The organism is uncultured Paracoccus sp. (assembly GCF_947496875.1).
GTDB lineage: Bacteria > Pseudomonadota > Alphaproteobacteria > Rhodobacterales > Rhodobacteraceae > Paracoccus.
The window spans coordinates 196,647-213,421 of record NZ_CANMEH010000005.1 but is presented as its reverse complement, the minus strand read 5'-3'; the positions used below and the strand labels follow the sequence as shown (position 1 = coordinate 213,421).

Annotated in this window: 19 protein-coding genes and 2 pseudogenes; 7 read left to right on the top strand and 14 right to left on the bottom strand. The window is 67.2% G+C overall.

The features are described 5' to 3' along the window. Positions 1-288: 288 nt before the first annotated feature. Entirely contained in the window at positions 289-1,368 is a 1,080-nt protein-coding gene (locus tag Q0938_RS09035; protein WP_299361148.1) for a nitronate monooxygenase family protein, read from the bottom strand. A gap of 119 nt (positions 1,369-1,487) precedes the next feature. Here Q0938_RS09035 and Q0938_RS09030 point away from each other — a divergent pair, with 119 nt between their 5' ends. After that, on the top strand, positions 1,488-2,426 hold the full coding sequence (locus tag Q0938_RS09030; protein WP_299361145.1) for a DUF2460 domain-containing protein: 939 nt from the start codon (positions 1,488-1,490) through the stop codon (positions 2,424-2,426). Between the two features lie 244 nt (positions 2,427-2,670). Here the strand turns inward: Q0938_RS09030 and Q0938_RS09025 are convergent, their stop codons facing one another. From Q0938_RS09025 to Q0938_RS09010, 4 genes are all read right to left on the bottom strand, one after another. Further along, positions 2,671-3,441, bottom strand: a complete 771-nt coding sequence (locus tag Q0938_RS09025) for a MetQ/NlpA family ABC transporter substrate-binding protein (RefSeq protein WP_299361142.1) — start codon at positions 3,439-3,441, stop codon at positions 2,671-2,673. A gap of 19 nt (positions 3,442-3,460) precedes the next feature. Continuing rightward, positions 3,461-4,135 (bottom strand): methionine ABC transporter permease, encoded by a 675-nt coding sequence (locus Q0938_RS09020; RefSeq protein WP_299361140.1) that lies wholly within the window; start codon positions 4,133-4,135, stop codon positions 3,461-3,463. Continuing rightward, positions 4,125-5,174 carry an ATP-binding cassette domain-containing protein gene (locus Q0938_RS09015; protein WP_299361139.1) on the bottom strand — a complete coding sequence of 350 codons (1,050 nt, stop codon included), beginning with the start codon at positions 5,172-5,174 and terminating at the stop codon, positions 4,125-4,127. The genes Q0938_RS09020 and Q0938_RS09015 overlap by 11 nt, the downstream gene beginning before the upstream one ends. A gap of 291 nt (positions 5,175-5,465) precedes the next feature. Then, entirely contained in the window at positions 5,466-5,825 is a 360-nt protein-coding gene (locus Q0938_RS09010) for an arginase family protein (RefSeq protein ID WP_366942741.1), read from the bottom strand. On the opposite strand from Q0938_RS09010, the gene Q0938_RS09005 reads away from it, so the two are divergent. Continuing rightward, positions 5,709-6,011 carry a DUF6127 family protein gene (locus Q0938_RS09005; RefSeq protein ID WP_366942743.1) on the top strand — a complete coding sequence of 101 codons (303 nt, stop codon included), beginning with the start codon at positions 5,709-5,711 and terminating at the stop codon, positions 6,009-6,011. The genes Q0938_RS09010 and Q0938_RS09005 overlap by 117 nt on opposite strands. 73 nt (positions 6,012-6,084) lie before the next feature. After that, the gene (locus Q0938_RS09000) at positions 6,085-6,759 is read left to right on the top strand and encodes a D-Ala-D-Ala carboxypeptidase family metallohydrolase (RefSeq protein WP_299361134.1); all 675 of its coding nucleotides are present in this window, start codon (positions 6,085-6,087) and stop codon (positions 6,757-6,759) included. Positions 6,760-6,928: 169 nt separating this feature from the next. Here the strand turns inward: Q0938_RS09000 and Q0938_RS08990 are convergent, their stop codons facing one another. Next, positions 6,929-7,222 carry a winged helix-turn-helix domain-containing protein gene (locus tag Q0938_RS08990; RefSeq protein WP_299361132.1) on the bottom strand — a complete coding sequence of 98 codons (294 nt, stop codon included), beginning with the start codon at positions 7,220-7,222 and terminating at the stop codon, positions 6,929-6,931. A 127-nt stretch (positions 7,223-7,349) separates the two neighbouring features. Between Q0938_RS08990 and Q0938_RS08985 the strand changes: the two genes are divergently transcribed. Further along, positions 7,350-7,850 (top strand): DUF6647 family protein, encoded by a 501-nt coding sequence (locus Q0938_RS08985; RefSeq protein ID WP_299361129.1) that lies wholly within the window; start codon positions 7,350-7,352, stop codon positions 7,848-7,850. Positions 7,851-8,430: 580 nt separating this feature from the next. Here Q0938_RS08985 and Q0938_RS08980 read toward each other — a convergent pair. The 6 genes and pseudogenes from Q0938_RS08980 to Q0938_RS08955 form a co-directional block, all read right to left on the bottom strand. Beyond that, complete coding sequence (locus Q0938_RS08980) at positions 8,431-8,907, bottom strand: SRPBCC family protein (protein WP_299361127.1); 477 nt, start codon at positions 8,905-8,907, stop codon at positions 8,431-8,433. After that, positions 8,904-9,245 (bottom strand): metalloregulator ArsR/SmtB family transcription factor, encoded by a 342-nt coding sequence (locus Q0938_RS08975; protein ID WP_299361125.1) that lies wholly within the window; start codon positions 9,243-9,245, stop codon positions 8,904-8,906. The genes Q0938_RS08980 and Q0938_RS08975 overlap by 4 nt, the downstream gene beginning before the upstream one ends. Before the next feature lie 199 nt (positions 9,246-9,444). Continuing rightward, the gene (locus tag Q0938_RS08970) at positions 9,445-10,254 is read right to left on the bottom strand and encodes a class I SAM-dependent methyltransferase (RefSeq protein WP_299361123.1); all 810 of its coding nucleotides are present in this window, start codon (positions 10,252-10,254) and stop codon (positions 9,445-9,447) included. A gap of 212 nt (positions 10,255-10,466) precedes the next feature. Then, positions 10,467-10,895 (bottom strand): VOC family protein, encoded by a 429-nt coding sequence (locus Q0938_RS08965; protein ID WP_299361121.1) that lies wholly within the window; start codon positions 10,893-10,895, stop codon positions 10,467-10,469. 2 nt (positions 10,896-10,897) lie between these two features. Beyond that, positions 10,898-11,341: a VOC family protein gene (locus Q0938_RS08960; protein WP_299361118.1), complete on the bottom strand. Its 444-nt coding sequence runs from the start codon at positions 11,339-11,341 to the stop codon at positions 10,898-10,900. 584 nt (positions 11,342-11,925) lie between these two features. Then, a pseudogene (locus Q0938_RS08955) lies at positions 11,926-12,234 on the bottom strand (ATP-binding cassette domain-containing protein); the annotation flags it as partial. A 38-nt stretch (positions 12,235-12,272) separates the two neighbouring features. On the opposite strand from Q0938_RS08955, the pseudogene Q0938_RS08950 reads away from it, so the two are divergent. After that, a pseudogene (locus Q0938_RS08950) lies at positions 12,273-12,410 on the top strand (acetyl-CoA carboxylase subunit alpha / propionyl-CoA carboxylase subunit alpha); the annotation flags it as partial. A 413-nt stretch (positions 12,411-12,823) separates the two neighbouring features. On the opposite strand, the gene Q0938_RS08945 reads toward Q0938_RS08950, so the two are convergent. Beyond that, on the bottom strand, positions 12,824-13,924 hold the full coding sequence (locus tag Q0938_RS08945) for an ankyrin repeat domain-containing protein (RefSeq protein WP_299361116.1): 1,101 nt from the start codon (positions 13,922-13,924) through the stop codon (positions 12,824-12,826). Further along, a complete protein-coding gene (locus tag Q0938_RS08940) occupies positions 13,921-14,328 on the bottom strand; it encodes a hypothetical protein (RefSeq protein ID WP_299361113.1) in 408 nt (135 codons plus the stop codon). The genes Q0938_RS08945 and Q0938_RS08940 overlap by 4 nt, the downstream gene beginning before the upstream one ends. Before the next feature lie 750 nt (positions 14,329-15,078). On the opposite strand from Q0938_RS08940, the gene Q0938_RS08930 reads away from it, so the two are divergent. Continuing rightward, positions 15,079-15,603 carry an ATP-binding cassette domain-containing protein gene (locus tag Q0938_RS08930; RefSeq protein ID WP_299361110.1) on the top strand — a complete coding sequence of 175 codons (525 nt, stop codon included), beginning with the start codon at positions 15,079-15,081 and terminating at the stop codon, positions 15,601-15,603. A 168-nt stretch (positions 15,604-15,771) separates the two neighbouring features. Next, positions 15,772-16,707, top strand: a complete 936-nt coding sequence (locus Q0938_RS08925) for a hypothetical protein (RefSeq protein WP_299361108.1) — start codon at positions 15,772-15,774, stop codon at positions 16,705-16,707. The last annotated feature ends 68 nt before the right edge of the window (positions 16,708-16,775 follow it).

Here is a 16,775-nt window from a genome sequence, read left to right as displayed (position 1 = left end):
GGCCCGCTCCGGGACTTTCTGGTTCCTTTCCGGGCACTTGCGTATGCTGGCGGGCGAAGCGCGGGACATCGCCAGCGACAGGGCCGATTTTTTGCGAAGCCACCTGGAGTCCAGAAGCCACCCGCGACGCCTGAAACCCCTATGAATTCAAACACCTGACCGGCAGCGCGGGGTGGATACCTCGTGGATGCCGGAGTCCACCCGGAAGCCGATGGATCCAGCCGCGTCGGAGTCCAGCTGCGAATAGGGCAAGACACGTCCAAGTGCCGGCCGACGGCCCCCGGACTGTTAGCGGTTCGGCCCCCGTACCAGAAGCTCGAGTGCCCGGTCAGCAAGGTTGCGGGTGAGATCGCCAGCCGGCATCGCGCGAGACAGCCCCGCGGACTGGCCCGACCAGAGCGACATGAAATCCTCTGATCCTTCGGGCTCGGAGGCTGATCGCAGCGGTGCGAGAGCGCCGCCCGCCAGCGGGAACTGCGGCGCGTCCGCGGCGATGGGACCGACATCGCGCATGATGCGATTGACGATGCCGCGGGCCGGCCGTCCGGTAAAGACGTTCGTCAGGGCCGTCTCCCGCCCAGAGCCGGCAGTAAGCGCGCGACGATGTGGCTCCGCGATGGTGGCCTCAGGCGTGAACAGATAGGCCGTTCCGATCTGCACCGCGGAGGCGCCCAGCATGAAGGCCGCGGCGATGCCGCGCCCGTCGGCGATGCCGCCCGCCGCGATCACCGGCACGCGCACTGCATCAACGACCTGCGGCACGAGCGAGAGCGTCCCAACCTGCGTCGCGATGTCCTCGGTGCGGAACATGCCGCGGTGCCCACCGGCCTCGGCACCCTGCGCGATGATTGCGTGGCATCCCTCCGCCTCGAGCCACCGCGCCTCGTCAACGGTGGTAGCCGAGGACAGGATCTTGGCGCCCGTCGCGACTACCCGGTCCAGCAGGCGCTGCTCCGGCAGACCGAAATGGAAGCTGACGACCTCCGGGCGCAGCTCCTCGACCAGCGCACAGAACTCCTCGTCGAAAGGCGCGCGGTTGGACGCGGGAACCGGTGCGTTCGGGTCGAGACCGAACTCTCGGTAGTACGGCTCCAGTCTCCGCCGCCACGTCGCCTCCCGCGCGGCATCGGGCGTGGCCGGACGGTGGCAGAAGAAATTCACGTTGATCGGTCGCGCGGTCCGCTGGCGAATGACGCCGAACTGGTTGCGCAGATGGTCCGGCGTGAGCAGTGCGCAGGGAAGCGATCCGAGCCCGCCCGCTTCGGCCACCGCAACGGCCAGATCCGATAGTCCGGCGCCTGCCATCGGCGCCTGAATGATTGGCAGCTCTATGCCGAACAGGTCCTGGATCCGTCGATCGGGCCACATGCTCTGTCCTCCCGTCAGTCCGTAGCGCCTGGTCAGAGTGGCCCACCGCGACGAGAAACAAAAGCACTGCCTGACGTGCCGATCCTTTTACCGTCGCCTGCACGACAAGGAGCCACCTCATGTCCCTCGCCTTCGCCCCCGAGCGGATCGAGCAATGGCCGCTGGCCAGGCTCCAGCCCTATGCCCGCAACGCCAAGCAGCATGGGCCGGACCAGGTCGCGAAGCTCGCCGCCAGCATGGCCGAGTTCGGATGGACCGTGCCGTGCCTCGTTGGCGAGGACGGGGAGCTGATTGCCGGGCACGGCCGCGTGTTGGCCGCAACCCAGCTCGGGCTGACCGAGGCGCCTGTTATCGTGCTGGGCCACCTGACCGAGGCGCAGCGGCGGGCGTACCGCATCGCGGACAACAAGCTGACCGAGCTCGGCACATGGGACGAGGCGCTGCTGTCGGCCGAACTGAACGATCTGCTGGCCGAGGATTTCGACCTGTCGCTGGTCGGTTTCTCCGACGGCGAGCTCGACAAGCTGCTGGCCTTCGTGCCGGAAGAGGACGGTGAAGACGGTGGCGCCGGGGGCTCCGTGCCGCCGGTGACCATCCCGGAACCACCGCGCAACCCGGCCTCGCGTACCGGCGATCTGTGGATCCTCGGCGATCACCGGCTGCTCTGCGGCGACAGCACCAGCGCAGCCGACGTGCGCCGTCTGATGAACGGAGAGCGCGCGGTGCTGTTCGCGACCGACCCGCCTTATCTCGTCGATTACGACGGCTCGAAGCGCTACGCCTCCGGGGCGCAATCCTGGACGCGCGCCATCGCCAAGCCAGTGGCGGGCACCGTGCGCATCGCGCTCGGCGGGGTCGAGCAGCCTTCCGGCTGGTCGGTCGACACCGCCACCGGCGTCGTCACCTTCGCCGCCGCCCCGGGTTCCGGCGTCGCGATCACCGCAGGCTTCGAGTTCGACGTGCCCGTCCGCTTCGACACCGATGCGCTCGACGTAACGCTCGACCTCGAGCGGCTCGGCTCGATCACCTCCATTCCGCTTCTGGAACTGCGCCGATGAAGACCCTCGCTCCCGCCCTGCAGGCCCATCTCGACGACGGCACGACCACGCTCGGCGGCGTGATCATCGTTGCGTCGGTGGTCAGGCGCGCATTGGGGGCGCGTGCCGGCCCGCTCCGCGGTGGCGCTGCTGGGGGCCGCCCTCCTCATCGCTGGCTGACCGGATGGGCTGGACGCTCGGCCACCGTGGCGGTGCAACGCCCCAGTTGAAAACGGCCCGCCGGGGTGGCGGGCCGTTCTGGCGCTTACCAGGCGGGGATGACTGCGCCTTCGTATTTCGTTTCGATGAACTGCTTGATCTCGGGCGAGTGATAGACCTCGACCAGCGTCTGCAGCCAGGGCGCGTTCTCGTCGGCCTTTCGCACCGCGATCACGTTGGCATAGGGGCTGTCGGCCTTTTCCATCGCGATCGAGTCCTCGCGCGGGCTGATCCCGGCGGCCAGCGCGAAGTTCGTGTTGATGACAGCGGTATCGGCGTCCTCCAGCGCGCGGGGCAGTTGGGCCGCGTCAAGCTCACGAAACTCCAGGTTCTTCGGGTTCTCGGTGATGTCCAGCACCGTTGGCACCAAGCCGGCGTCGGGGCTCACCTCGATCACGCCCTCGTCAGCCAGCACCAGCAGCGCGCGGCCGCCATTGGTCGGGTCGTTCGGAATGGCGACGTTGGCGCCCTCGGGCAGTTCGTCCAGCGACTTCAGCTTGCTGGAATAGACGCCCATCGGGGTGGTGATGGTCTTGGCGACGGCCACAATGTCGAAGCCGCGGTCCTTGATCTGGTTTTCCAGGAAGGGGACATGCTGGAAGCTGTTGGCGTGCAGGTCGCCGTCGGCCAGCGCCGTGTTCGGAACGACGTAGTCCGAGAATTCGACCACGTCGATGTTCAGGCCCTTGGCCTGGGCCAGCGGCACGATCTGTTCCATGATCTCGGCGTGCTCGCCGGGGGTGACGCCGACGGTGATGTCCTCGGCACCGGCCATTCCGGCGCTCAGCGCCAGGGCGGCAGCGATCAGTCGCAGCATGGGTTGTCCTTTCAGTTGATTATAGTCCATGGTCCTTGGCGGCGCGGTGGTCCAGCCGGCGGGCGATCCATTCGCCAAGGGACTGCACCCCCTGCACCAGCACGATCAGGATGACGACAACGGCCAGCATCACGTCCGGCATGAAGCGTTGGTATCCATAGCGGATGCCCAGATCGCCCAGGCCCTCGCCGCCCACGGCGCCCACCATCGCCGAATAGCCGATCAGGCTGACGATCGCGAGCGTCAGGCCCAGCACGATCCCCGGCAGCGCCTCGGGCAGCAGCACCTTGGCGATGATCTGTCCGGGCGAGGCGCCCATCGCGCGCGCAGCCTCGATCAGCCCGCCCTCGACCTCGCGGATCGCGGTTTCCACGATGCGCGCGATGAACGGGGCGGCCGCCAGCGTCAGCGGCACGATCGCCGCCGTGGTGCCGATGGAGGTGCCCGCGATCATCCGGGTAAAGGGGATGATCGCCACGACCAGGATGATGAACGGGATCGACCGCGTCGCGTTCACGACCAGCCCCAGCACGGCATTCAGCGAGGGCGCGGACAGCAGCTCGCCCCGGCGCGAGGTCGCCAGGAACACACCCAGCGGCAGGCCGATTGCCGTGCCGATCAGCCCCGACACGACGACCATGTAGATCGTCTGCAGCGTCGATTCCCACAGGATGGGGATCAGGTTAGCCGACATGGCCCAGCACCTCTGTCCGCAGGTCATGGGCTTTCAGATAGGCCTGCGCCCGGAGCAGCGCCTCGGCCGGCATTTGCACCGTCAGGTTGCCGAAGGGGCGGCCGTCAATCTCCTCGATGGCGCCGCCGATGATGCTGGCGTCGATGCCCAGTTCCGAGCCAAGCCGGGACATGACCGGATGGGTCGCGCTGTCCCCCGCAAAGGTAATCCGCACGATCGCAGGACCGGAGCCGCCGGGCACGATCCGCCGCGCGATGAAGCCGGGCAGCGCCGTGCCCGTGACGCCCGACAGGAACGAGCGGGTGACGGGATGCCTGGGATCGGCAAAGATGTCATAGTTTGCGCCCGTTTCAACGATCCGGCCCGCCTCCATCACCGCGACGTGCTGGCAAATGTCGCGCACCACGGCCATTTCATGCGTGATCAGCAGGATCGTCAGCCCCAACTCGCGGTTGATGTCGCGCAGCAGCGCCAGGACCGCTTGCGTCGTTTCGGGGTCAAGCGCGCTCGTCGCCTCGTCCGACAGCAGCACCCGCGGCTCGGTCGCCAGGGCCCGCGCGATACCCACGCGCTGCTTCTGCCCGCCCGACAGCTGCGCCGGATAGCGGTCGGCGAGAGGGGCCAGGCCCACCAGCTCGATCAGCTGGTTCACGCGCCGGCCGATCTGGGCCGCGGGGGCGCCCGCGATTTCCAGCGGAAGGGCGACATTGCCGCGCACTGTACGGTTCGCAAGCAGGTTGAAATGCTGAAAGATCATGCCGACATCGCGGCGCAGCGCACGCAGCGCGCGCCCCCGGGTCAAGGTTACGTCGCGGCCCAGCACCTCGACCCGGCCCGCCGAGGCACGCTCCAGCCCGTTGACCAGCCGCAGCAGCGTGGACTTTCCCGCCCCCGACCGGCCGATCACGCCGGTAATGCCGCCTGGCGGCACGTCCAGGCTGACCCGGTCAAGGGCGGTCACGTCGCCACCGCGCTGCGGCCAGGTCTTGACGACATCCCGGAAAACGATCGCCGGCGAAAGGTCTGGGTCGGTGGTCATGGGCGCTGAGGTATCGGGGCTGACAGGCGGCTTCAATGGCCGGGCCAGTGCCGCAGGTGGAAAAGGACGGGCGTCCGCCCGGTCGCACGCGCGCATGCGAAACGCTTTCCGCATCCTGCCCCACAGGACGTGGATTTCGATTTAAAGTGGCTACTGCGAAATCGATCCCGTCACATTGTCAGAAATGGGCGCTGGCGCGGACGATCTTTCGGCAACGTCCGACATGGCCATTCTACGCGTCCTGCGATCCGGTTCCCCCCCCCCGGGGGTATGAGCGCAGCGCCTCGCGTGCTAGCGCGTCTGATCATGGTTCACCAGAAGCCGTCGGGCAATGATCCCTGCGGTTCGCCCGGATAGCCCGTCGGCGTCGAGCAACGGCGCGAATTCGACGATGTCGGTAACGGGAACTGCCGGGCCATAGCGAAAGACCGCATCGATGAGGTTTTCGACGACGTGCAACGGGATGCCTCGGCCCGCCGGCGCGCTGACCGCCGACATCTGCGCATGTGGCAGCACGTCAAGGTCCACACTCAGATAGATCTGGTCAACGCGCGCAGAAAGCGCGCGGATAGCGTCGATCGCAGCATCCGATCCGGTCTGCAACGCCCGGTCCGGGACGATCCCGACGGACCATTCACGCGCCCGGCGCATCAAGGCGTCCGTGTTGCCTTCGAAGCCGCGCTCGACATTCGCGATCTGCGCTCCCTGGTCGACTGCATCCGCCTGGTGCGGCGCACCGCGATGCAGACTGCCGTCCGCATGATCACAACCGGCGTCATGCTGGCGCTGCTCGCAGGCATCGCCATCAAGCTCAAGATCTTCCGCGGCGGCCCGTAGCCGCGCCCCATCCCCATTCATCAGCCCGCAATGACCCGCCCTCGAGGCGGGTTTTTCGTTTTCGGAGGATCCCATGACGACGACCTTCCACCGCCACTGGCGCGACGTTCCCGAAAGCACTTGGCGCTGGCCGAACTTCAGCCCGGCCGAAATCGCCTGCCGAGGCACTGGCAAGCTGCTGGTCAACGAGCCTGCGCTCGATAAGCTGCAGGCGCTGCGCGACCGGCTGGGCAAACCGCTGATCGTACGCTCGGCCTATCGCAGCCCCGAGCACAACCGCGCTGTGGGCGGCGCGACCCGCTCCAAGCACCTCGACGGCACCGCCTTCGACATCGCCATGGTGAACCACGACCCGGTGGCGTTCGAGGCCGCGGCGCGCGAGGTCGGGTTCCTCGGCTTCGGCTTCTACCCGCGATCGGGGTTCATCCATGTCGATCTCGGGCCCGCACGGCAGTGGGGCGAACGGTTCCCGGTCTGGGCGACCGCCTTCGCCGAAGAAACGCCGCCCGCGCGCGAAGTGCTGGCCGAGAGCCGCACCATGAAGGGTGGCGGCGCGGCGGGTGTCGCGACTCTCGGCGCAGCCGGGGTGGAGGTGGCCCAGCAGGTGCTGGCGGAGACCCAGACTGCTATTCTGCCGCTGGTGCCGTACCTCGACACCTTGCGGTGGGTGTTCATCGCCGTCGCGCTCGGCGGCATCGCGGTCACGATCTATGCGCGGCTCGACGACTGGAAGCGGGGGCGGCGGTGATCGCCGCGCTCCTCGCCGGGTTCGTCACCATCCAGTGGATGCGGGTGGCGCTGCGCTACGGCGCCATGGCGCTCACAGTGCTCCTGTTCCTCCTCGCAATCCGGCGTTCCGGAGAACGCACGGGACGCCTCGCCGAACGCCTTGAAACCACGGAGAAGGCCAATGATGCTCAACGCCAGATGTTGGAGGCTGCAGCTCGCCGCCCTCGCGATCGCGACGATCTGGCTGAGCGGCTGTCGCTGATGCAATGGGCGAGGGAATCGTCAGACACGATCACCTCCGGCCACACTTCGCGGACGAGTTCGTCCTTGCTCAACAGCTCGCCCCGCCGTTCACAGAGCACCTGCAGCACCCTGTAGGATTTTGGCCGCAGGAACCTCTCCGCGCCTTGCTCGTCTTCGAGACAGCCGCGCGAGCGATTCAAAACGAAGCCACCGAAGCGAATGATCTCTGGAGCAACCATGGCGAGATCCTGAGATCTGCGTTAACCCTAAATTGTAGCACAATTTCAGACTTCGTTTACGGCGCTTTCATGACCTGAGGCGTCGCCTCCAGCAGGCTGTTGGTATGCCCTCTGGGAGGGGCCTGCCATGCGATTCCTCGTTAATGCGTCTGCCACTATCGCCCTCTGCCTTGCCGGCACGGCACCGGTCGCCGCCGAGCTAGACGACGGGCCGCAGCTAATCGACACAATCGTCCTCTGGCTCGCAGTGAACTTCGACCTGCCTGCGCCTGCGGACGTCCCCGCCCTCGCCAGCTTGTCGCACGCCGAGCTCGTCGCGATGCGCTACGGCCCGGAGGCGACCGTCGCCCCGGGCGAGGTCGTCGCCGTCTACGACGACGTCGCCGCCACGATCTACCTCAACGAGGAATGGACCGGCCGCACCCCTGCGGAACTGTCGGTGCTCGTGCACGAGATGGTCCACCACATGCAATCCACCGCCGGCATGCGCTTCGCCTGCCCGGGTGAGCGCGAGGCACTCGCCTACCGCGCCCAAGAGGCTTGGCTCGGGCGGTTCGGCGAGAGCCTTGAGAGCACCTTCGGCATCGACGCCGCAACGCTGCTGGTCGGAACTGTCTGCACCCATTGAGCTTGGCTTCGACCGAGGTACCGAAACGCGCCAAGTTCCAGCGCGTGGGTAACTTCGTGGCCTTCAATCCGGATCGGGCCAACCTTAGTCCTGCCAGCGCTTGAGGGACGGCGATCTCTGCCGCCGCGCAGCGCTACAGCGGGACTATAAAGGTCGGGTATGGGCCGATCACGTCGGCATGGAAGGATACCGGAACTGCCCGCCCCACTCCACGGGGAACGGTTCAGCACCCGCGCCAGCGTTACCTCCGGGTCCTGCTTGCCGACAGCGTTGTTGCTCCCCGCCAACGGTGCGGTGGGCTAGAACCAGGATAAGAAATACACAGCCGCCGAAGTCATTCGTGAGTACGCTCCCTTCCCTGAAGTGGATAGCGTGCATGGGGTCAGGCGAACTGAAGCAGCCAACGCCGGATCTGACTCGCCCGACAACCCTCCACTCCTCGCAACCACCTTTCGGAGCCACCCGTGACTCAAACCGCAGACAATCCCTTCGCCCGCGCACTATCGGCTCTTCACAAAGTACAGGGCCGAAACCAGTGAGGCCAGCTATCGCTCGACGGCCAGCGCGGCAAAGCGTCCGCTCATTCTATCAGCTTCCTTGCATAGGTCTCGAGCTGCGTCGCGACTGTGCCCCACCCATCGATGAAACCCATCTCCTCGTGCGTCTTCCGGCTCTCGGGGCTGCGGTGGCGCGCAATGGCCGTATAGGTCGTGCCACCCTCCGGGGCGTCCGCCAGCAGCAGGATTGCCGTCAGGAACGGCTCGGGCGCAGGCTTCCAGCCCTCGGCATAGCCATCGGTGAAGACCAGCTTCCGACCCGGCACCACCTCCAAATAGACACCCGTATTGTCCATCACGTTACCCTCCACCTCGAAGGTCGTGTTGAACCTGCCGCCGACCCGCAGATCGATGTCCACCGCCGTTACCTTGTGGGGCGCGGGGATGAAGAAATGCGGGATGTGTCTGGGCTCCGTCCAGCATTCCCAGACAAGCTGCCGGGGCACCGCCAGCCGGCGGGTGAAGCTCAGGTCGGTCGTGGGATCAAGGTCGGGTATCATGTCTCACGCTCCTTCATCAGCGTTGTTACATAGTCGTCCAGCCGGTCCAGCCGCGCCTCCCAGATCGTCCGCTGATCGTCCAGCCATGTCCGCATCGGGGTCAGGGCTTCAGGCACGAGCGCACAGGTGCGTACCCGGCCGTCCTTCGCGGTGGCGATCAGGCCCGCCTCCTCCATGACGGCGAGGTGCCGCATCACCGTTGGCAGCCGCAGGCCCGTCGGTCTGGCGAGATCGCTCACCGGTGCCGGTCCCTCTGCCAGTCGCGCCAGGATCGCGCGCCGGGTCGGATCCGCGAGGGCATGGAAGAGCAGCGACAGATCAGGATCATGCTTAGCCATACGTCTAACTATCATGAATGCAGCTTGGCGAGAAGATGAAACTATGCTGATCCGCTAAGTTTTGCTCGGCCTGCGCACTGATCGTGCGAAAGGGGAGCGGGGATTCCGGCCGGGCTGATGACAATTGGCTGAACATTCCACGAGCCCTTGGCTTGTTTCACTGACGATCGGATAAGCCGCAACGATGTCACTATCGCATTCACGCCACCTGCGTCTTCACCGCCCAGGCTCTCGTGTTGAGGGCTATGGTGTCGTTCGACTGTCGTGGCAGGCTCTCTGACAGCCTGGCCCGCAGGCGCTCGCGCGCGTCGGGCGCAAGGCTGGCGCAATAGCCTGGCGCGGGGCCCGCGCCCAAGGTGAACGGCGTCCAGTAGTCATCAAAGTTCCGGAAAATCGAGGGAGACTCGATCGCGGCGATCTCGGGCGCCGGAAGGCCCGCCTCCTCGACCAAGGCGGCGAGGCCCTCGCGCGTACAGAACGGAAAGCGCCGGTCCTCCGCCAGCTCGCGGGCCACGGGGTCAAGTGCTACTGCTGCTGTCCAGAAGGCACGCATGAAGGCGATGCCGCCGCCCGGATAGTCCCAGACGTAGAAGCCGACCGTGCCGCCCGGGCGGACGATCCGCTTCAACTCGCGGAGTGCCGGCACGCGATCGGGAATGAAGTTGAGCACCAGTCCGGCCACGGCCACATCGCAGCACGCTCTCGGCAATGAGGCAAGGTCGGCGGCGCTCCCGAGGCGGAACTCGACCCGCGGATCATGGACGTTCTTCCGCGCCTTCGCGAGGAACCCTTCGGAGGGATCGAGTGCGAGCACATGGGCGTGGGCGCTTCGGCGAAGGATGGCTTCCGTCAGCGCCCCGGTGCCGCAGCCGAGCTCCAGCCAAGCGAGACCCTCCGGCATGTCGAGCCAGTCGACGAACCGCCCGGCAATCGGCCGGCTCCAGCGCCCCATGTAGGCGTCGTAGCTGTCGCCTGCCGCCCAGGCGTCATGACGCGAGGCCGTGGCCATCGGGGCACCTCCGGAGACGAAATCATCACGCGAGAGTGGCGTGGACCGACGGCATCATACACCCTGTCGGGCGTCAGAAGGAGACCGTCCCTTGTCCCGGATCGATGGGCTTTGCAGATCCGTAACGGCCATGAATGCGGAGGCACTGGACGGGCGGCCCTTGGATCATGGGACCAGGAAATCGCCGCCGTGTCACCTCGACTGCGGCGACGTCAGAACGTGATCTCAACCGAGGTGGCGCTGCGCTGCGCAGCGCCGTGATAAACGGCCTCGATGTTGTTGCCGGCGGGGTCCAGGAGGAAGGCGGCATAGTATCCGGAATGATAGGGCCTCTCACCGGGCGGGCCATTGTCCCGTCCGCCCGCCGCCAGTCCGGCCTTGTGGAACGCGTCGACGATCGCCGGGCTGGCGGCCTGGAAGGCCAAGTGGTGCCGGCCGGTGGGCTTTCCTTGAGCGGCCTCGCTCTCTTTCGTCGAGACGAACAGTTCGTCCGCCCAGAAGTAGTCGGAACTGATCCCGCCCATTGGGATCTCCAGGGCATCCAGCACCGCCTGGTAGAACCGGAGGCAGGCCCGAAGATCCTCGACCACAAGCTGGATGTGGTCGATGAGGCGGCCGCGGTGCAGTTTCTGAACTTCCATGGTCAGGCTCCTTGCCGAAGGTTTGGCCCCACAGGCGTGCCGTCGAGAGCGTCGTATCCCCCCTCGTTGAACCGGATCAGGCAGAACCCATGCCCGAAGGGATCGGCGAACATCGCCAGTTCGCCGTAGGGAGCGGTCAGGGTCCTCCCTTCCTGCACCGCCCCCGCCTCGACTGCCCTGTCGATCGCAGCCTCCAGATCATCGACAATCAGGTCGAGATGCACCGGGGTCCAGTGCCGGTCATAGCGTCGCGTGCCACCGCCCGCCCCCGGACCGATGGACGATCCGACCTGCCGTTCCAGGAGATAGATCGGGACACCGCCCCCCAGGAGTTCAACGGCATGCGCCCCGATGCGCCTGCCGGGTACCAGCCCAAAGGCATTGCTGTAGAGCGCGATCCTCCGGGCGAGGTCGGGGACGTCGATGTTGACGAGAAGGCTGGGCATCCTTTCGCGTCCCCAGTGCGACGGCGCTGCTTCGATCAGCTTGCCTCAGTTCAGGTCGGCAGAGAAGCAGCGTGTGCTCCTGCTCCGAACCTCCAGCGACCACGAAAGGCCGTGCTCGAGCGTGTCCAGGCGGCAGCAGGAGGGAGGCGCACGGCGTGTGGCAACGGCGGCGCCAGACCGGCGGCGCGCAAGCGGCCAGGGCGGCCGTTTGGCGCGATGCTGATACCACGTCGACCGCTAGACTGGTGCGGCCTCGCCGGGCCAAACGTCGGAGGGACATCCCTCAAGGCGCTTTGTGCACCGCCGTCAGGCAGCTCTCCGCCTTAGCGTGGGGATGTCGCATGCCAAACGCCGAGATCCACACGATCGAAGGCGTGGCCCGCGGTGTGCCCTTTCTGGAGCCGGAAACTTCTCTTCTGCCGTGCTCGACTTCGTGGGGCAGCCCTGAACCTGAGTCCGTGCGAGCGTCGAGCTGCAGCCGCTGCGCGTTCGTGATCAATGTGGACAGCCGCGACCGGTCGCGTCGCCAGCCCCCAAGGATCCGAAAGATCGCTGCTTAACTTCACAATGCGAGGACAGCTCGCTCAATCCCCGGCTATACCGGCCAACCGTCGGTGCAGATCGTCGCGGGCGAGACTGCGGCGCTCGCCTTCCAGCACGACCTGTCCGCGCTCCATCAGGGCGAAGCGGTCCCCGACGTCCCAGGCGAAGTCGAAATACTGCTCGACCAGCACGATCGCCATCTCACCCGCGTCGCGCAGGGCGGTGATGACCCGCCCGATCTGGGCGATGATATTGGGCTGTATACCCTCGGTGGGCTCGTCCATCAGCAGGACGCGCGGGCGGATCACCAGCGCCCGCGCTATGGCGAGCTGCTGCTGCTGGCCGCCCGACGCCGGGACCGGGGACCTAGGGGGACGCGCCCGGCCGGCTCGGTGTCCGGCTCGACAGCGGCGTCGTCGCCGGTTCGGTGGTGCCGGGCAGCTTTGACTCACGGATGGCGAAGCTAGTCATAACCGGCGCCACGCGCGAGGAGGCTCTCGCACGCGCTGGCCGCGCGCGGGCGTAGTTCCGGATCGGCGGGGGCGCGCGCGTGACACCTGCAGCGACCGCCCCACTCCTGCGCTTCGCGATCGAGACCGACTGCCGGCGCGTCGAGATCGGGCTCCCCGCGGGGATGCTTGCCGCCGGTCCGAGTCCCGCCGCGACGGCGGAGATGCCGTCAGCAGCAGTCGAAGACGTCGTAACTGCGCCGGTGTCGGTGACCCTTCAGGTTTGATCGCTGGTGGACGGGGCCGACGTGGCCGCCGTCGAGGTCGGGGGCGGGCAAAGCCGAGCAGCACCGGTGAGATGACTAGGTCGGGATCACGACTAAAGACAAAGACCATGGAGCAAGGCAATCCAAGGCTCCAGGCTTCCATGTGAGAGCATCGCCCTTGGTGACGGCGGTGTGGCAGCGGCTCCTGCGCGCGCAGGTTCGCTCTATCGTGAACAGTCCGTTTCGGTACGATCCAGGCCAAGGCTGTCCAGAACGTCCGTCCGATGCTCGAACCCGTCGATCGGCGCGATCGCGATCACGGCGTTCGCAGTGGCGAGCAAGACCGGCTGGCGGAGCTGGCCGTCCCAGTCGCGAAACGAACCGCGTACGCCCTTGTAGAGGTCGATCGTGAGCGCGGGCGACCTCACAGCCGCCTGCACGAGCACGATCTCGTCGGCGGCAAGGTCGGCCGCTCTCAGGCCGTCGCTGTCCCGCAGATGCGGATCGGCCCCCGCCTCCACCAGAAAACCCACCATCGCCGCATGGCCCCGCTCGGCCGCGATCATGAGCGCGGTGCGGCCACGGTCGTCCTGCCGGTCGATCCCCACACCCGCCTTGACCAGCATCCGCGCCACCTCGACGCCGTCGTCCTGCGGGGCGTCGTTCGCGTGACCCGCGACCCACATCAGCGCGGTCAGATCGTGGCCAAAGATCTGGTCGGCCGCGACCCCCGCGTTGAGCAAAGCCGTCACAATCGGCGGGAACGCTCTGCCCGCGGCGTAGACCAGAGCGCCCTTGCCCTGCGAGTCAACTGCCCGGGGATCGGCTCCTGCCGCAAGCAGGGGCTTGAGCATGCGTAGATCCCCTTCGAATGCCGCGGCCATCACCGGCGTGACGCCTTGAAGGTTCGGGGGACCCGGATCGGCGCCTGCCTGGACAAGAAGATCGACCATGCGCCGCCGCCCGGCGAGAGCCGCCGAGAGCAGCGGCGTCGAGCCTTCGAGGTTCCGGTGCTCAACGTCCGCGCCGTGCGACAGCAGCAGCGTCGCGACCTGCTCCGCGCCCGCATCGGCTGCGACGCTCAGCGCTGTCCCGCCAGAGCGGTCGCGCGCCGCCACGGATGCCCCGCGCGCCAGCATGGCCGAGGCGATCTCGGCGCAATCGAGCGCCGCCGCCTCGAACAGTGTCTCGTTCAGCACCCGCCCCTCGAGCGCTGCGGGAGACTGCGCAAGTTGTTGCGAGAGGGCCTCGCATACCGGGGTCGCCGGCTGGCCAGCCGCTTCCGCGGCGAGCATCAGCAGGACCAGTGCGAGAGCATCTCTCATCGGACAAAGAAGGAGCCGCGGAACCCCTGCTCCGCCAGCCCTTTGACGTAGAACTCGTACTCTCCCGGACGCTGGGGGATGAACCAAATGTCGATGGTTCCCTCGTCGTCGAACTCGACCGCGTAGAGCCCCACCGGGGTCACCTCCTTGTCTTCAATCACGACTTGGTCGATCCAGCTTTCTGCAAAGAGATCGGGGGCAAGCAAGCGGTACTCCTCCAGCCCGTCGCTCTCGATCCGCCAGCGATAGTACCGGCCGGTCAGAACCTCGTAGCGATCCACGGAAAACCCGGTCTGGGCGTCGAGCCGCAATGTCTCCAGTCGATCGGCTCGCCGGGTCGGGTCGCCCTCGGCTAAGGCGGCAGAACCGGCTAGGCACGATAGCGCCAGCCACGTCGCCCTCATCGGAGGAGCCTGTGCATAGGTTCCCGTGCAGTCCCACAGCAATCGCACATTTCTATCACCCAGTGACCGGCCGCGGCAACTGCGCACGGGTATGCGCTCCGTCACGCCCTGCCCACGCACCGGCGGCAAGAGCAATGTCTCTGAGCCGGTCACGCAGGAAAGGCCGGACAGGATCAAAAGGCAAGCGCTTCGTTCTGCCGGTCGGTACCGCGCAGGGAGCTAGACATCTCTGGATCATCGCCGCCCTGGCAACGCTGATCACACCTTGTCCGAGGATTGCCCCAGGTCCGAAGACATGGGCCGCATCACGCCCCGTGGCTATTGCCTTCGCCGTCGCCCGGGTCCTGTTTGATCCGCCGCAACGGTGAGGCGAGGTCGCGCGTCCAGTGTCGCTCCGTCGGAATATCGGGGACGATGACCTCGGCCTCGCCCGAGGCTTTCCGGTCGCCTTCGGCGTAAGGATAGCGGACGACCTGATTGGCCGCCGCGACATAGATGTGTTCAGGGTTTTCCGGCGGGTGGAACAGAATACCGAAAGGGCGGTCCAGCTCTTCCGCGAAGACCTCGGGCGTGGCCGGAGCCTGAGCATCGGCCGGAAAGACCGGGACGCGGCCCGCCTCGCCAGGCGGCGCTGCTGGGGATGAGCGACCCCGACCTCCTGGCGAGCTTTCCGCGGGAGAAGTTCATTCCCGCGACGAACGAGGACTACGCACCGATCGAGGCCACGGCCCGCGGCCTCGACCTGCTCGAATGACCCTGCCCCTCATCGACCGGGAGTCGCTCGGATACGGCGCGACGGTGGTGCTGTCGGGGATCAGCTTCGCGCTGGCCCCCGGCGAGCGGGTGGTGCTGCTTGGCCGTTCGGGTGCCGGCAAGACGACGCTGCTCGGCACCATCCACGATCGGCTGGTCGCGACGGGCACGCGGGTCGCCCTGGTGCCGCAGGACGATGCGCTGGTGCCGCAGCTGTCGGTGGTGAAGAACACCCTGATGGGGCGGCTGGACGACCATGGCGCGCTCTACAACCTGACCAATCTGGTCCGGGTCCGGCGGGCGGACCGCGCGGCGATCCTGCCGATCCTGGCGGATGTAGGGCTGGAGCCCGAGGCCGAGCGCCCGGTCGAGGGCCTCTCGGGCGGGCAGAAGCAGCGCACCGCGCTCGCGCGCGCCTTCTTCCGGGGCACGATCCGTGGGACGCGCTGCGGCGCATGGCGACGGGGTTTCTCGCCCCCGATTTCGCCGGCGTCGAGGACATCTGGCGGGCGCTCTGGCTGACGCTGGCCTTCGCCATCGCCGGCGTCTCGGTCGGCGGGATCGGCGGGCTGATCCTCGCCCCCTTCTACCACCATCGCGGCATCCGGGCCGTCTGCATCGCGCTGCGCTCGGTCCACGAGCTGTTCTGGGCGCTCCAGCGCAGTGCTGGGCTTCATCGGTTTGCCGACCTTGGGCTTCCAGCTCGACAGCTTCTTTCGACAGGGCGACTACGGGGCTGCCTCGGCGGTCATGGCGATCTATGTCGCGCTGATCGCCTCCATCCGGCTGTGGATGCGGTGGCGGCTGGCGCTCCTCTGGGTGCTGGCAGCCGTCGTGTCGCTCGCCACGTTGAAAAGCCCGCCGATGGGTGAGGGCGCGCTCTGGCGCTTCCTGACCACCGACATCGTGCCCGCACCGCTGCGGACCGGAGACTGGGCCGGCTTCGCCGACTGGCTGGGCCGGCTTCTCACGACCGAGATGCTGTCGGGGATCGCCGCAACCATCATCTGCGCCCAGATCGCGCTGGCCCTGACAGGGATGCTCGCCTTCTTCTCCTTCGGGGTGATCGTGGCGCGGGTGGCGGGCCGGGCCGGGGCGGTCGCAGGTCACCTGGTCCTGGTCATTCTGCGGTCGTTCCCGGAATACATGCTGGCCTATCTGTTCCTGCAGATACTCGGCCCCTCGATGCTGCCGGCGGTGCTGGCGCTGGCGCTGCACAATGGCGCGATCATCGCCCATCTGGTCGGCCGCCAGGCCGGGGCCATGACCGGGCAACTCCGCCCCGACGCGCCGCGTGGAGCCACGCTCTGGGGCTACGAACTCGCTCCGCGGCTGTTCGGCCCGTTTCTGGCGCTGTGCCTTTACCGCTGGGAGATCATCGTCCGCGAAACGGCCGTGATGGGCCTGCTGGGTATCGCCACACTCGGCTTTTTCATCGACAGCGCAGTCGCCGAGCTGCGCCTCGACCGGGCGATGGTCCTGCCGGTTGCCGCCGGTCTGCTGACGGCGGCGATCGACAGCATCTCGCGCCTGGTCAGACGGCGCATCGGCCCGGGTGGCAGCCGAGCGCTCCCGCACGAGGCACGGCTCCGCAGCGGAGGGCCGAGTTGCACGACCGCCTGGTAACGATCGTGCTGACTCGGACCAGCGGCGAATTCGGACATAGCGCCCTCACGACCGGCTGATCTGCAGAG

Excerpts from the sequence above, each read along its gene's own strand:
- Q0938_RS09030 (WP_299361145.1), top strand. The coding sequence starts at position 1,488 with ATGTCCCTCGCCTTCGCCCCCGAGCGGATCGAGCAATGGCCGCTGGCC.
- Q0938_RS08960 (WP_299361118.1), bottom strand. The coding sequence starts at position 11,341 with ATGCCCAGCCTTCTCGTCAACATCGACGTCCCCGACCTCGCCCGGAGG.
- Q0938_RS08970 (WP_299361123.1), bottom strand. The coding sequence starts at position 10,254 with ATGGCCACGGCCTCGCGTCATGACGCCTGGGCGGCAGGCGACAGCTAC.
- Q0938_RS08945 (WP_299361116.1), bottom strand. The coding sequence starts at position 13,924 with ATGAGAGATGCTCTCGCACTGGTCCTGCTGATGCTCGCCGCGGAAGCG.
- Q0938_RS08930 (WP_299361110.1), top strand. The coding sequence starts at position 15,079 with ATGACCCTGCCCCTCATCGACCGGGAGTCGCTCGGATACGGCGCGACG.
- Q0938_RS08940 (WP_299361113.1), bottom strand. The coding sequence starts at position 14,328 with ATGAGGGCGACGTGGCTGGCGCTATCGTGCCTAGCCGGTTCTGCCGCC.
- Q0938_RS09020 (WP_299361140.1), bottom strand. The coding sequence starts at position 4,135 with ATGTCGGCTAACCTGATCCCCATCCTGTGGGAATCGACGCTGCAGACG.
- Q0938_RS08975 (WP_299361125.1), bottom strand. The coding sequence starts at position 9,245 with ATGGCTAAGCATGATCCTGATCTGTCGCTGCTCTTCCATGCCCTCGCG.
- Q0938_RS09010 (WP_366942741.1), bottom strand. The coding sequence starts at position 5,825 with ATGCGCCGGGCGCGTGAATGGTCCGTCGGGATCGTCCCGGACCGGGCG.
- Q0938_RS08965 (WP_299361121.1), bottom strand. The coding sequence starts at position 10,895 with ATGGAAGTTCAGAAACTGCACCGCGGCCGCCTCATCGACCACATCCAG.
- Q0938_RS08980 (WP_299361127.1), bottom strand. The coding sequence starts at position 8,907 with ATGATACCCGACCTTGATCCCACGACCGACCTGAGCTTCACCCGCCGG.
- Q0938_RS09035 (WP_299361148.1), bottom strand. The coding sequence starts at position 1,368 with ATGTGGCCCGATCGACGGATCCAGGACCTGTTCGGCATAGAGCTGCCA.
- Q0938_RS08990 (WP_299361132.1), bottom strand. The coding sequence starts at position 7,222 with ATGGTTGCTCCAGAGATCATTCGCTTCGGTGGCTTCGTTTTGAATCGC.
- Q0938_RS09015 (WP_299361139.1), bottom strand. The coding sequence starts at position 5,174 with ATGACCACCGACCCAGACCTTTCGCCGGCGATCGTTTTCCGGGATGTC.
- Q0938_RS08985 (WP_299361129.1), top strand. The coding sequence starts at position 7,350 with ATGCGATTCCTCGTTAATGCGTCTGCCACTATCGCCCTCTGCCTTGCC.
- Q0938_RS09025 (WP_299361142.1), bottom strand. The coding sequence starts at position 3,441 with ATGCTGCGACTGATCGCTGCCGCCCTGGCGCTGAGCGCCGGAATGGCC.
- Q0938_RS09000 (WP_299361134.1), top strand. The coding sequence starts at position 6,085 with ATGACGACGACCTTCCACCGCCACTGGCGCGACGTTCCCGAAAGCACT.